Consider the following 13,525-nt stretch of genomic DNA (forward strand, 5'->3'; position numbering starts at 1 on the left):
TCATCTCCTTACCATAGCATCTGTCATTTTAGCGACTCTATTCATTTCTTTTACATCATGAACTCTAATTATATCTGCTCCATTAGCAATCCCAATACTTACAGTTGCTGCTGTTCCTTCCACACGCTCATCAACTGGTAAGTCTAAAGTATTACCAATCATTGATTTACGAGAAGTCCCTAATAAAATTGGCAGTCCTAGACTTTTAAATTCAGCTAGGCGATCCATGATTTCTAAATTATGGTCAAGAGTCTTCCCAAAGCCTATCCCTGGATCGATAATAATCTTTTTACGTTTAACTCCAGCTTCTATGGCAATATCTATACTCTCTTGTAAATACTCTAAAACCTCTGAAATCAAATCCTCATAAGTTGGATTTTGTTGCATATTCCTTGGCTCACCTTGAATATGCATTACTATTACTGGTGCATCATGATCAGCAGCAACCTTAGCTAATTCTGGATCTTCTTTAAAACCTGTAATATCATTAATAATATGAGCACCAGCTTCTAAAGCTACCTTCCCTACTTCACTTTTATAAGTATCAATAGAGATCGGTACATCTACCTCATCGCTTAAACGCTCAATTACTGGTATCACTCTCTCTAACTCATCCTCTAAAGATACTGGATCACAGCCAGGTCGAGTAGATTCACCACCAATATCGATAATATCTACACCATTAGCTACCATCTCTTTGGCATGTTCAACCGCCTTCTCTAATCGGTTAAATGACCCACCATCAGAGAATGAATCCGGAGTTACATTTAAGATTCCCATTACATATGTTCTCTTGCCAAATTCAAATTCATATCCATCACCAGAAATAGAGTTTAATTGCTCATCATATCCAGCTAAGGTTTTTATGAGTAAATCTGCTGTTTCTTTTAAACCAAAAGGCTGTTGCCGTAGAACTTTTATAACTTTAGTATAAACCTTTTTAGTTCCCATTAAAATCATATCAGTCTCTTCCACTTTTAAACTTCCAGCTGCTCGTGGCAGGGCAGCATCTCCTCCTTTTGCTAACATCTCTTGTTTTAAAATCAAAGCTGCTCGCAAAGGAATGTTATTTAATTTTAATAAACGATACTGAGATTTAGGAGCCATGATTTTAACTCCAGCTTTATCAGTACCTAACTCTTCTAATTCTAACTCAAATTTAGATTGATTATTAATTTCTAAAACTCTTGCTGACTGCTGCACTGTAACTATCTCCTTTCATAAGGATATAAGTTAATATTTAATCTTAGGATTCTTTATTCCCTTACAAGATTGACGAGCAGAACATGATTTACAATTTCGTGATAAATTATCAGCCTCACAAATTAATCTTCCCAAGATTGACTTCTTAGAATTAACTTCTCCTCGGTGTTCCTTAATAGCTCTTAAAATTGCTTTCTGTTCTAAAGTAGTAAAACCATGTCTTTCCAATAAATCAACAGCTAATTCCGCACTTATTTGAGCATGATCTTCCCCAGTTTTATATTCTTTCCATCGACCAATATCATGTAAAAAAGCTGCAGTATAAATTACTTCTTTTAATTCAACTTTAGCTTCTAATTGCAATTTCTTAAATAGTTCTTCACCTACGTTTCGCTCAAGGACCATTACATAAGTAATCCTGCCCACATTAATTAAATGTTCCCAATTATGTTTACAGAAAATTCTATCTTCTTCAGATTGGGAATTTTTCTTAAGATACTGATTATACTTTGGACTATTGATTAACTTATTTAACCTTTTCATCTAATCACTACCTTAATTAGCTATGAAATTCATTCAATAGATCTTTATATCTTATTTATTCGATATAGACTCTAATTTCCCTGCATTATTCACTGAAAAGAGTAGTTAAGTAACTCTTTAATATTAGATTCTACCTCAGCTAGAATATTATCATATTTTCTAAGTAAAGAAAGAGATAACTTAGCACCCCATTCTGTCTTAAAGGGTTCTATAGTAATTAAGATTAATTTTTCTAAAATTTTGGTTTCATTAGGAGTAATCGTTAAGTAATTCAAACTGCCTGGATTTATAGTGGTTTCAGCTGCATCTATTACTATTATCTGTTTAGCAACTACCTTCTGTAATAATATAAATAAATCCTCACCATCGACCCCTCCATTTATAAACTTAATAGGCGCTTTCTTGAATTTTTTCTGTAAACTATCTAGAAGATATATTCCAACTCCTTGATCTTGTTGTCGTATATCACCAATACCAATCACCGCTAATTCATAGATCATTATATTACCTACTCCTCAACAGTATATATTTATTATCAATTCTTTCCTAATTTGTCTTATCTTATGTATTAATTATTGAATTTTTTAGCTTCAATTATGGCTTGATGATATACTTCTGATAAAGATATACCTGTTTTAATAGCTACCTCTTTACATGAATCATATTCAGGTGCAATATTTAAAGTTTGATTTCCTATGTATCCTAACTTCACTCTAACCTCTTGAGAACCTACCTTAACTGTTATAAATCTTCTATTTAACTTATATCTCTGTTGTTTATTTATTCGAACACCTAAAGTTGTAGTCTCAGTAAAGATAACCTTCAAAATCATATTAAGATCTTCTTCATTTATTAGTACTGTCAACTTCTGAGCAGGACGATTCTTCTTCATTTGAATTGAAGTTAAATATACATCTAAGGCTCCTTCTTCTAATAACCTATCTATAATATAATCATAAAACTCTTGATTCATATCATCTATATTAGCTTCAATAGTAATAATTTCATCCTGAGAATATTTCTTTATATCCTTTAATTCACCTAAAGTAATTCTTAACTCTATCCTATCTTGATTAGACACTACTCCATACCCAGTCTCACCTAAAATCATCTTAGGTTGTTCTCCGAACTTATCAACTAAATTAATTATGATAGCTGCCCCTATTTCTGTGACTAATTCCTGCTCTTCACTATTTGAAAATGTTGTACATCCTTTTAACATTTCTAAAACATCTCTTTTAGGATAGTTTCCTATACAAATTGCTGAAGCATATATCTTTTCAATATGCAAAGAATAAATTCCAATTAAAATTCCAATTGTAAAAAATAATAATTGAATTACTTCCCAAACTGGAGCTTTATTTTTAGTTTTAAAAAAATCTTTAATTATTACTAACCCTTTATTCTTAATCTTATCTTCTAAACTGGAATTACTAATTAACTCCTTAACTTCTAAATACTCTAACTCTTTATTCTCTAACTCTGCTTTTAATTGTGATTTCTGATTAACATCTAATAATTCAAAACTTCCATCAATATCAATTCCTAATTTATTCAAATCTAATTTGGCTAATTCATTCTCTACTTTATCTAACTTTAAACCTAAATCTACTAATGCTAAAAAAATATCTCTTCCATCAATACCTTGATTTAAATTAAAATATGCCACCTTCACCTCTAATCACCTTCTTTATTTATAACATAAGTTAAATTAAACATTTTATCCTTCATCAGTTGGTAATTTAAATCTATTAATTTTAGAATTTAACTCTCTAACTTTATTATTCAGTGATTCAGCTACATTAGAGACTTCTCCGGCTACATCAGCCTGGTCTTTTGTTACAGTTAATGTTTCTCTTGTTCCGGCTGCCATTTCTTGAGCAGCTGCTGTTATATCATTTATAAAAGCAACTACTTGTTGAGTATTTGCAGATTGTTCTTCGGCACCACTAGATATGTCTTCAATCATCTTAGCAGTTCCCTGCATGAATTTCATGATATTTTCTAATGCTTCTCCTGCATTATCTGCTAATTCTTCACCTTCTGTTACCTCTTGAGTTCCCTCTCTAATAGCAGCTACTGCCTCATTAGTCTCTAACTGAATTTCATTAATTATATCTGCTACTTGTTCAGTAGCTTCTCTTGACTCTTCAGCTAATTTCCTCACCTCATCTGCTACCACTGCAAAACCTTGTCCATGTTCTCCTGCTCTAGCAGCCTCAATAGCTGCATTTAATGCTAAAAGATCGGTTTGTTTAGCTATATTAGAAATGATTTCTATGATCTCGCTTATTTGGTTAGATTTCTTTCCCAATCTATAAATTACATCTGCTGATTCATCAACATTATCTTGAATCACATTCATCTTATTGACAACTTTTTTAACAGCTTCATTTCCAATCTTTGCTTTTTTTAATGTTTGCATTGACTTATTTTGAGCATTCTCTGATTGAACTGCTGTTTCCTCAGTAATTGTTGAAATTTGCTGAATAATTCCAGAAACATCATCTAATTGTTCAGACTGCTTGCTCACTCCTTGAACCATTTCTTCAATAGTATCTGCTGATTGTTCAGAAAGATTTTGGGCATTATTAGATATAGCAGATAATTTATTCGAAACCTTTGAAACCTCTTTACTAGTTGACACAGTATCCTGTATTAAACAAACAATCTTATCTAACATCATATTAAAACTAGACCCTAACTGACCTAATTCATCCTGTCGGTCTACAAAATCAACTCTAGGAGTTAAATCTCCTTCTTCGGCTTCTTCCATAATATTAACTAAAGTATTAATTGGACAAGTAATATACTTAGTTACAAAAATAGCACCTATTCCCATCAAAATTATAGCTAACAAACTAAAAATCAGTATTATATCTCTAATATAATATGCTTGTTTTACCATCTCATCAATGTAACTACTAGTTGCTATAACCCAGTCTAATTCTGGTATATAACTATAAGTTATGTACTTATCTTCACCCTGCCATTTATAAGTCATCTCTCCTTTTTTCCCTTTTAACATTTTTTTGATAGTTTTATCATTAATAGGCTTCTTACTCTCATCCGTTGTATGACTAATCAAAGTACCTGCTCTATTTATAATGTATGTATAACCTTTATCTATACCTCCAAAGTTCTCACTATTACTATTATTTATGTATTTCTTAATTTTATTAATAAACTCTTTTTGAACAGGAACATCCTTAATTGAATTTATTCTACTATATTTTTTAAGCTCCCAATTTATATGGTCAGTAATCCCAACGTTAATCATTTCAACTTTATTTTTATAGGAAGCTAATAATTCACTTTTTACAGCTCTATAGGTAAATCCGCCTAAGATTAATAACCCCACTAATCCTATTATTCCCGAGAAAAGTAAAGTCTTAAGCAAAAGTTTTTTATCCAGTATTTTATTTATCAAATTCATAGGCTAACCCCCTCTAAATACTTTCTATAAAAACAATTAATACACCTTCAATCTGTAATAAAATTCAAATCAATTTATTTTTTGACAGAGTTTAAAGCTGCAACCTGACCATCACCTATTGCTTTTGCTACCTGTAAAGGTGCCCCCACACAGTCTCCTGCAGCATATACTCCCTCAAAATTAGTTTCAAATTTTTCATTAATTTTAATAAAATTACCTTCTAATTCTAACCCTGAAATTATCTCATCTGTTGGCACAGTAGGTCTTAAAATAAATATTCCCTCTACTTCTAAACTATTATTCTCTAAAATCAATTCATTAACTAAATTATCTCCTTTAATCTCTTGGGGCTTATCTTTTATTACCTCTACCTCAGAATTTAACTCAACAAATTCTCCATCATATTGTGGTATAAAATAAGTAGTAGCTAACTCGGATAAATAATTAACTTCTTCTATACTCTTTTCTGAATAGCCAATAACTACTACTTCCTTATCCCTAAATAGCTGACCATCACAAGTGGCACAATAACTGACTCCTTTACCTAAAAAGTCAGCCTCACCATCTATCTGAGCTTGGTTATTAACCCCGGTAGCTAGAATAATCTTTTCTGCTTTATAGCTTTCTTGATTAGTCGTTAAAGCAAAATAATCTCCCATAGAATAGATTTGTACTATTTTTTCCTCAATAACTTCAACCTCTAATTTATTAATATGAGCAACGAAATTGTTAACTAGCTCTCTACCATTAACATCATAAAATCCTAAATAATTATCAACATGAGGAGCAGTTAAAATCTTACCACCTAATTCTTGGCTTTCAAAGATTACTACATCTTTATTTCTAATCTTAACATTTACCGCTGCTGACATTCCAGCTGGTCCACCACCAATTACCGCTACTTCAAACTTTTTATCTTCAACCATTTAAATCACTCCTGTAATTTTGATATCTACTTAATATCTCTTTTATTCTTTCACCAATACTATTTTTTATTATACATTTTACTAAAAAGTGATATTATAACTATAAGAATAACTCCTGCTATGTATTATAAACTTTATTTATAAACATAGTGTGGAATTAATCTTGATATCAAAAAGCCGATGTGTTACAATGTGGAAAAGTATTTAACATAATTATAGTAGCGAGGAGGGTATAAGTTTGATTTGGAATGAAAATCAAGAGCAATTAAGCAGGGCTAAACTAACTAAATTACAAGTCACAAGATTACAAAAGACAATAGAGAGAATATATGATAATGTACCTTTTTATACAGAAAAATTAAATAAAAAGAGAATAAAACCAGAAGATATTACATCAATAGAGGATTTATCTAAACTTCCTTTTACTACTAAGGACGATTTAAGAGACAATTATCCTTTTGGTTTATTCGCCGTGCCTCTAGAGGAGATAGTTAGAATCCACTCCTCATCTGGAACTACTGGCAAACCTACTGTTGTAGGTTATACTCAAAAAGACATAAAAACTTGGACTGAATTATTAGCACGAACTATGGCTTGTGCTGGGATAAATAAAGGGGATATTGTTCAAAATGCCTTTGGTTATGGACTCTTCACAGGTGGATTAGGCCTACATTATGGTGCGGAAAAAATAGGAGCTTCAGTAGTACCAATTTCTGGCGGCAATACTAAACGTCAAGTTAAATTAATGAATGATTTCAAAAGCACAGCATTAATGTGTACACCATCATATGCTCTTTATATAGCAGAAGTTGCTGAAGAATTAGGTTTTGATATTAAAAATTCAAAACTTAAATATGGTGTTTTTGGAGCAGAACCTTGGTCTAATAATATGAGAAAAGAAATTGAAGAATTATTAGGAATTAGAGCAACTGACATCTATGGTTTAAGTGAAATTATTGGTCCAGGCGTAGCTAGTGAATGTGAAGCTCAAGAGGGATTACATATCTTTGAGGATCATTTTATTCCTGAAGTTATAGACCCTGAAACTGGAGAAAATTTAGGATACGGCAAAAAGGGTGAACTAGTATTTACTACTATTACTAAAACTGGATTACCTGTCATTAGATACAGAACTAAAGATATCTCAGTGCTCCATAAAGAAAAGTGTAGTTGTGGAAGAACTCATGTCCGAATGGAAAGAGTCAGTGGAAGAGTAGATGATATGTTAATTATTCGCGGTGTTAATGTCTTCCCATCTCAAATTGAAAGCGTCTTATTAGATATTAGTGAAACTAAACCGCATTATCAATTAGTAGTAGAACGTGAAGAAAGATTAGATAGATTAGAAGTCTGGGTTGAAGTCTCTGATGCAATCTTCTCTGATGAAGTAAGAAGATTAGAAGACTTAGAGAGAAAAATTCATCACGAAATCGAAAGTGTTTTAGGGATCTCAGTGAAAATTAAATTAGTAGAACCAAATACTATTCCTCGTAGTGAAGGTAAAGCACAACGAGTTGTTGATAAGCGCAAATTATAAGAAGGGAGTAGATTAGAATGAAAGTAAAACAGCTTTCAATCTTTTTGGAAAACAAATCTGGTCGCTTAGCAGATGTAACTGAAACATTAGGTACTAAAGAAATTGATATTCGTGCTCTATCAATTGCTGATACCTCAGATTTTGGTATTCTAAGATTAATTGTAGACCAACCTTCTAAAGCATTAAACATCTTAAAAGAAGAGGATTTTACTGTTAGTGAAACCGATGTAATTGCCGTAGAAGTTAGTGATAAGCCTGGTGGTTTGGCAAGTGCTCTAGATATTTTAGAAAATGAAAATATTAATATTGAATATATGTATGCATTTGTGGAAAAATCATCTAATGATGCATTAGTTGTCTTTAGAGTAGAGTCAATAGAAGAAGCAGTAAACACGTTAGAATCCAAAGGCTTTAACTTATTAAGTGCAAATGAAGTTTATGAATTATAAAAATTAATTATAAACAATAACAAGCCGCTAGAATTAATTCTAGCGGCTTATTATATTTGGTTAAATTATATCTGATTGAAATTTAATCTACTCTTCTCTAGTCATCTCAGATTCAAAAGTATCAATAATTTCATAAGGAAATAACATACTATCACTATAGCATTTAATTTTTAACCGATAAATTTCTAGTAGTCACCACTTTAACTCCTGTATCTAACAAATTCTCAACTACTACATCTCCTAATTGAACTGGGGCCTTCAAGTCTACCATAGCTAATACTTTCATAGCATCTTCTAATCTATCTTTAGGAATGGGTTTAGCAGTCTTAACCGGAACTAAAGGTAGCTTACCACCTTTTACCCTAACAGTAGTAGGCAGTATCCGTGTTGGGCACTTAAATTCATTAATTACATAATCTTTACCCCGCGGACACTTATTCCCTTCAATCTCTACAATCTCTCCCTCTTCTACTGTTAGGTCTACTTTGCATCCTAAAGGACAGTTGATACACGTGATTACTTCTTTACTCATTCTGCTCACTCTCCTTGACAATATCCACTTTAATTTGACTGCCATCGGCTAATTTACTAATAAACTTTTGCGGAATAGGCTTAACTAACATTTCAGCCGGTTCCACATGCTTTTCTTTTAAATTCATTAATTCTTCACCATTAGCACTAATAACCACCTTTACATTTTCCATTGGTTCTGTTCCTCTCATATATAGATCAACTCTTTTACGTTCATCATCTTTAACTTCAATCTTCTGTGGAACTACATATCCAATATTTTCACCTGCTACTAATTGAATACCTTCTGTTCGTTTATCTACATTTCCTAATATATATTCAGCAGCACTCTTACCTGTAATTCTACTTTCTTGAGTCACATAATCTACTAAGTCATGCACATGAAGTACATTTCCACAAGCAAAGATCCCCGGCACATCTGTTTCTCTATTCTCATTAACTATTGGACCGCCTGTTTTAGTATCTAAATTGACACCTGCATCTTTAGATAACTCATTTTCAGGGATTAAGCCTACTGATAATAGTAAAGTATCACACTCGATATATTCTTCTGTTTCCTTGATCGGTTTTAAATTTTCATCAACTTGAGCAACTGTTACTCCTTCTAATCTCTTTTGACCATGAATCTTTACTATTGTATGACTCAATTTTAATGGAATATCGAAATCATCTAAACATTGGACAATGTTTCTTGGCAACCCCCCAGAATAAGGCAATAGCTCTAAAACAGCTTCAACTTCCGCACCTTCTAAATGCATCCGTCTAGCCATTATTAAGCCAATATCTCCAGAACCTAAAATCACTGTCTTCTTACCTGGTAAATATCCTTCCATATTAACATATCGTTGGGCTGTTCCTGCCGTCATAACTCCAGCTGGTCTTGTTCCTGGAATATTAATCGCTTCTCTAGTTCTTTCTCGACAGCCCATTGCTAAAATTACTGCTTCTGCTTGAATTTCAAACATACCATCCTCTTTATTAACAGCATATATCTTCTTATCATTAGTTACTTCTAATACCATTGTATTCAATTTAACATCTATATTCTTCTCTTCTACCATTTCAATAAAGCGATGGGCATATTCAGGCCCAGTTAATTCTTCTTTAAATTCATGTAATCCAAAGCCATTATGGATACATTGTTGTAAGATCCCACCTAATTCAAAATCTCTTTCAATAATTAATATATCCTTAGCCCCTTTATCTCGTGCTTCATAAGCAGCAGCCAATCCTGCTGGACCTCCACCAATTACTACTAATTCATAATCTAATCTATTCATTATCACTCACCTCAGCCTGCAAAGATTCTTTTGCTGGTTCTACTAATATCTCAAATCCTTTACCTTCTTTAGTAATCTCAGTCATCGGAATATCTAATTCCCTAGAAATGATTTCTGCCACTCTTGGACTACAAAAGCCCCCTTGACATCTCCCCATTCCTGCTCTTGTTCTTCGTTTAATTGCTCCAATAGTTGTCGCTGGTACTGGTCGATGAATGGCATCTACAATCTCTCCTTCAGTTACCGTTTCACATCTACAAATTATCTGGCCATAATTATTATCTTTCTCGACCAACTCTGCTCTCTCTTCATAAGTAAGTTCTCTAAACCTTACTGGCTCTTCTCGATAAGGCTCGAATGTTTCTTTAGTAACTAAGTGTAATCCTTCTTCTTGTAAGATCTCTGCTACCATTTCACCAATAGCAGGGGCACAAGAGAGACCTGGCGATTGAATACCTGCTACATTAATAAAATCTTTTACTTCCTTAGCAGCCTCAATAATAAAATCTCCACTCTTTACTTCTGCTGCTCTAAGACCGGTAAATTCTGTAACTAATCCGCGTAATGATAACTCAGGTAATGTTCTCTTAGCTCCATTAATTACTTCATCTAAACCTTTCCGAGTAGTCGCTACATTATCTTTATCATCTATTACTTCTGCATTAGGGCCGATTAGTAGATTATCATCTACTGTAGGAGTTACTAAAATTCCTTTACTCACTTCTGTTGGCACCTGAAAGATAACATGATTTACTTCAGAACCTTTTTCCTTATCAAATAAATAGTATTCTCCCCGGCGAGGAGTAATTTCAAAATCATCAATCCCCACCATACGAGCAACCTTATCTGCATATACTCCTGCTGCATTAATTACATAATCAGTTTTAATTTCACCTTGGTTAGTCTTAATTAATTTATGATTATATTTTACTTCTATATCTGTAACTTCAGTTTCTAATAAGACTTCTACTCCATTCTTAGCTGCATTCTCTCCTTGAGCAATAGTTAACTCATAAGGACAGATAATACCAGCAGTCGGTGCATAAAGTGCAGCTATAATCTCCTCATTTAGATTTGGCTCTAAATCTACTAATTGAGACCCTTGAACTATCTTTAAATCTTTTAATCCGTTTTCTTCTCCCCGTTTCTTTAATTCTTTTAAAACTTCAATCTCCTCTTCAGCCTTAGCAACAACTAAAGAACCAATTCTCTTAAAAGGAACATTTAATTCTTTAGTCAATTGATCGAATAATTTATTACTTCTAACATTTAATCTACCTTTTAATTTAGTTGGGTCAGCATTATAACCAGCATGAATAATGCCGCTATTAGCTTTACTAGTTCCAGAGGCTAAATCTGCATCTTTTTCTACTAAAACCACATCAACATTATAATTAGCTAACTCTCTAGCAATAGCTGTTCCTATAACTCCTCCACCTATAATCACAACTTCGGTTTCTTTCATAAAAAATACCTCCTTATAAAAATAAATGCCACATTTAAGTCCCGAGTAAGTAAACTACTCCCTAGGTTCTTAAATGTGGCATCTCTTATTTTCTCGCCAACTTCTATATTATATTTTATACTTTAATTGTATAATATTAATGCACTTTATGCAAGAGACAATGTGAATAATTCGTAGTATTATTACCTAACCTTTTAAGCTTAAAAGGTTAGGTAACAATATAATAAAATTATCAATTAATTCTACTCTTATTCAGGTTCTTCCCAATCCATGGCTCTCTTAACCGCTTTTTTCCAACCATTATATAACTTTGACTTTTTTTCTTCATCCATTTTAGGTTTAAACGTATTATCTACTTTCTGCTTAGCTAATATTTCTTCTTTATCTTCCCAATAACCTATAGCTAATCCAGCTAAATAAGCTGCACCTAAAGCAGTTGTTTCTGTAACTGTTGGTCTCTCTACTTCACTACCTAAGATATCTGCTTGGAACTGCATTAAGAAATCATTTGCTGCTGCTCCACCATCAACTCTTAACTCCTTTAAATCCAATCCTGAATCAGCTTCCATAGCTTCTAATACATCTCTTGTTTGATAAGCTAATGATTCTAAAGTTGCTCTAATTAAATGGTTTCGGTTAGTTCCTCTAGTCAAGCCTACAATAGCTCCTCTAGCATACATATCCCAATAAGGAGCACCTAACCCTGTAAAAGCCGGCACTACATAAACTCCATCGGAACCATCTACTTTAGTAGCAAAATACTCAGAATCTGGAGATTCATCGATTAGCTTCAATTCATCTCTTAACCACTGAACAGCAGCTCCAGCGATAAATACACTACCTTCTAAGGCATAATTAACTTCACCATCTAATCCCCAAGCAATAGTTGTTAACAAACCATTTTCTGAGGTAACTGCTTCAGTTCCTGTATTCATTAACATAAAACATCCCGTTCCATATGTGTTCTTAGCCATTCCTGGTTCATAACAGCCTTGACCAAAAGTAGCTGCCTGCTGATCTCCTGCTATACCTGCAATCGGTACTTCCTTACCAAAAAAGTGATAATCAACAGTATGTCCATAAATCTCGCTACTAGATTTAACTTCTGGTAACATACTTCCTGGAATATCTAAAATTTCCAGCATTTCTTGATCCCACTCTAAATCATGAATATTATAGATTAGAGTTCGCGATGCATTAGAATAATCAGTAACATGGACATTACCACCGGTTAATTTCCAAATTAACCAGGAGTCTATAGTTCCAAATCTTAATTGACCTTTTTTAGCCTTTTCTTTAGCTCCAGCTACATTATCTAAAATCCACTTAATCTTTGTACCAGAGAAGTAAGCATCTACTACTAATCCTGTCTTTTCTCTTATCTTTTCTTCTAATCCTTGCTCTTTTAATTCATCACAAATACTAGCTGTTCTTCTATCTTGCCAGACAATAGCATTATGAATCGGCTTGCCTGTTTCTACATCCCAAATTACTGTAGTTTCCCTTTGGTTAGTAATTCCGATCCCAGCAATCTGTTCAGCTTTAATATCAGCCTTAGCTAAGGCATCTGCTACTACTCCAATAGTCGTTCCCCAAATTTCGTTCGCATCATGTTCTACCCAACCAGGTTTAGGATAAATCTGTTTGAATTCTTTTTGATCTTGATTAACTGCTTCTCCAGCTTCATTAAAGATAATAGCTCTTGAGCTAGTAGTTCCTTGGTCAATAGATAAAATATATTCTTCCATTTATCTGCTCCCCCTCACTCTAATTACATATACTATACATTATAAAGCTTTTTAAAATATAATTAAACCCACATCTGTAAATGAGAATTGCAAGGTTAAATGCACGGTTTTTCTAAAAAAATTGTCCTCTGTTTATTTATCCAAAATTTTACATAAAAATAAATGATCTGCTTATCTATAATAATTATATATCAATACTTTAAATAATAATTCATTTGTTTTCCCTACAAATACTCAAAATATATTTTTTAAATCTGTCAAGGACGTGCGATAGCACGGGCAAAGCCTTTATCCTTGTACTGATCTAAAAAATATTTTATAATCTTCAGCTAAGGAAAACAATTAAAATTGTATCTGATTTTACTGTGGTATTTAGAATAAAATTATATTTGTTAAGCAACCGATAT

12 protein-coding genes are annotated in these 13,525 nt (G+C 32.8%); 2 read left to right on the forward strand and 10 right to left on the reverse strand.

What is annotated here, in order from left to right:
• From folP to B5D41_RS10050, 6 genes are all read right to left on the reverse strand, one after another.
• On the reverse strand, positions 1 to 1,203 hold the full coding sequence (gene folP / locus B5D41_RS10025; RefSeq protein ID WP_234983931.1) for a dihydropteroate synthase: 1,203 nt from the start codon (positions 1,201 to 1,203) through the stop codon (positions 1 to 3).
• 30 nt (positions 1,204 to 1,233) lie between these two features.
• Positions 1,234 to 1,746, reverse strand: coding sequence for an HD domain-containing protein (locus B5D41_RS10030; protein WP_078810493.1), 513 nt, complete (start codon positions 1,744 to 1,746; stop codon positions 1,234 to 1,236).
• A gap of 89 nt (positions 1,747 to 1,835) precedes the next feature.
• Positions 1,836 to 2,246: a hypothetical protein gene (locus B5D41_RS10035; RefSeq protein ID WP_078810494.1), complete on the reverse strand. Its 411-nt coding sequence runs from the start codon at positions 2,244 to 2,246 to the stop codon at positions 1,836 to 1,838.
• Positions 2,247 to 2,314: 68 nt separating this feature from the next.
• Positions 2,315 to 3,421, reverse strand: coding sequence for a nickel pincer cofactor biosynthesis protein LarC2 (larC2, locus tag B5D41_RS10040; protein ID WP_078810495.1), 1,107 nt, complete (start codon positions 3,419 to 3,421; stop codon positions 2,315 to 2,317).
• A gap of 45 nt (positions 3,422 to 3,466) precedes the next feature.
• Complete coding sequence (locus B5D41_RS10045) at positions 3,467 to 5,182, reverse strand: methyl-accepting chemotaxis protein (protein ID WP_078810496.1); 1,716 nt, start codon at positions 5,180 to 5,182, stop codon at positions 3,467 to 3,469.
• A gap of 74 nt (positions 5,183 to 5,256) precedes the next feature.
• Positions 5,257 to 6,108, reverse strand: coding sequence for an NAD(P)/FAD-dependent oxidoreductase (locus B5D41_RS10050; RefSeq protein ID WP_078810497.1), 852 nt, complete (start codon positions 6,106 to 6,108; stop codon positions 5,257 to 5,259).
• Positions 6,109 to 6,346: 238 nt separating this feature from the next.
• On the opposite strand from B5D41_RS10050, the gene B5D41_RS10055 reads away from it, so the two are divergent.
• Complete coding sequence (locus tag B5D41_RS10055; protein WP_078810498.1) at positions 6,347 to 7,645, forward strand: phenylacetate--CoA ligase family protein; 1,299 nt, start codon at positions 6,347 to 6,349, stop codon at positions 7,643 to 7,645.
• Between the two features lie 17 nt (positions 7,646 to 7,662).
• The gene (locus tag B5D41_RS10060; protein WP_078810499.1) at positions 7,663 to 8,094 is read left to right on the forward strand and encodes an amino acid-binding protein; all 432 of its coding nucleotides are present in this window, start codon (positions 7,663 to 7,665) and stop codon (positions 8,092 to 8,094) included.
• A gap of 163 nt (positions 8,095 to 8,257) precedes the next feature.
• Here the strand turns inward: B5D41_RS10060 and B5D41_RS10065 are convergent, their stop codons facing one another.
• The 4 genes from B5D41_RS10065 to glpK all read right to left on the reverse strand — a co-directional run bounded on the left by B5D41_RS10065 (position 8,258) and on the right by glpK (position 13,118).
• Positions 8,258 to 8,626: a DUF1667 domain-containing protein gene (locus B5D41_RS10065; RefSeq protein WP_078810500.1), complete on the reverse strand. Its 369-nt coding sequence runs from the start codon at positions 8,624 to 8,626 to the stop codon at positions 8,258 to 8,260.
• The gene (locus B5D41_RS10070; RefSeq protein ID WP_078810501.1) at positions 8,619 to 9,905 is read right to left on the reverse strand and encodes an NAD(P)/FAD-dependent oxidoreductase; all 1,287 of its coding nucleotides are present in this window, start codon (positions 9,903 to 9,905) and stop codon (positions 8,619 to 8,621) included. Before B5D41_RS10070 ends, B5D41_RS10065 begins: the two co-directional genes overlap by 8 nt.
• Complete coding sequence (locus tag B5D41_RS10075; RefSeq protein ID WP_078810502.1) at positions 9,898 to 11,370, reverse strand: NAD(P)/FAD-dependent oxidoreductase; 1,473 nt, start codon at positions 11,368 to 11,370, stop codon at positions 9,898 to 9,900. Before B5D41_RS10075 ends, B5D41_RS10070 begins: the two co-directional genes overlap by 8 nt.
• 248 nt (positions 11,371 to 11,618) lie before the next feature.
• Positions 11,619 to 13,118 (reverse strand): glycerol kinase GlpK, encoded by a 1,500-nt coding sequence (gene glpK / locus B5D41_RS10080; protein ID WP_078810503.1) that lies wholly within the window; start codon positions 13,116 to 13,118, stop codon positions 11,619 to 11,621.
• Positions 13,119 to 13,525: the final 407 nt, after the last annotated feature.

It is taken from the genome of Selenihalanaerobacter shriftii (assembly GCF_900167185.1).
Taxonomy (GTDB): Bacteria; Bacillota; Halanaerobiia; order Halobacteroidales; family Acetohalobiaceae; genus Selenihalanaerobacter; species Selenihalanaerobacter shriftii.

What these genes read in the sequence shown, in the direction of transcription:
- glpK (WP_078810503.1), bottom strand. Translation starts at nt 13,118, where the DNA reads ATGGAAGAATATATTTTATCTATTGACCAAGGAACTACTAGCTCAAGA.
- B5D41_RS10030 (WP_078810493.1), bottom strand. Translation starts at nt 1,746, where the DNA reads ATGAAAAGGTTAAATAAGTTAATCAATAGTCCAAAGTATAATCAGTAT.
- B5D41_RS10060 (WP_078810499.1), top strand. Translation starts at nt 7,663, where the DNA reads ATGAAAGTAAAACAGCTTTCAATCTTTTTGGAAAACAAATCTGGTCGC.
- B5D41_RS10065 (WP_078810500.1), bottom strand. Translation starts at nt 8,626, where the DNA reads ATGAGTAAAGAAGTAATCACGTGTATCAACTGTCCTTTAGGATGCAAA.
- B5D41_RS10070 (WP_078810501.1), bottom strand. Translation starts at nt 9,905, where the DNA reads ATGAATAGATTAGATTATGAATTAGTAGTAATTGGTGGAGGTCCAGCA.
- B5D41_RS10045 (WP_078810496.1), bottom strand. Translation starts at nt 5,182, where the DNA reads ATGAATTTGATAAATAAAATACTGGATAAAAAACTTTTGCTTAAGACT.
- B5D41_RS10075 (WP_078810502.1), bottom strand. Translation starts at nt 11,370, where the DNA reads ATGAAAGAAACCGAAGTTGTGATTATAGGTGGAGGAGTTATAGGAACA.
- B5D41_RS10050 (WP_078810497.1), bottom strand. Translation starts at nt 6,108, where the DNA reads ATGGTTGAAGATAAAAAGTTTGAAGTAGCGGTAATTGGTGGTGGACCA.
- B5D41_RS10035 (WP_078810494.1), bottom strand. Translation starts at nt 2,246, where the DNA reads ATGATCTATGAATTAGCGGTGATTGGTATTGGTGATATACGACAACAA.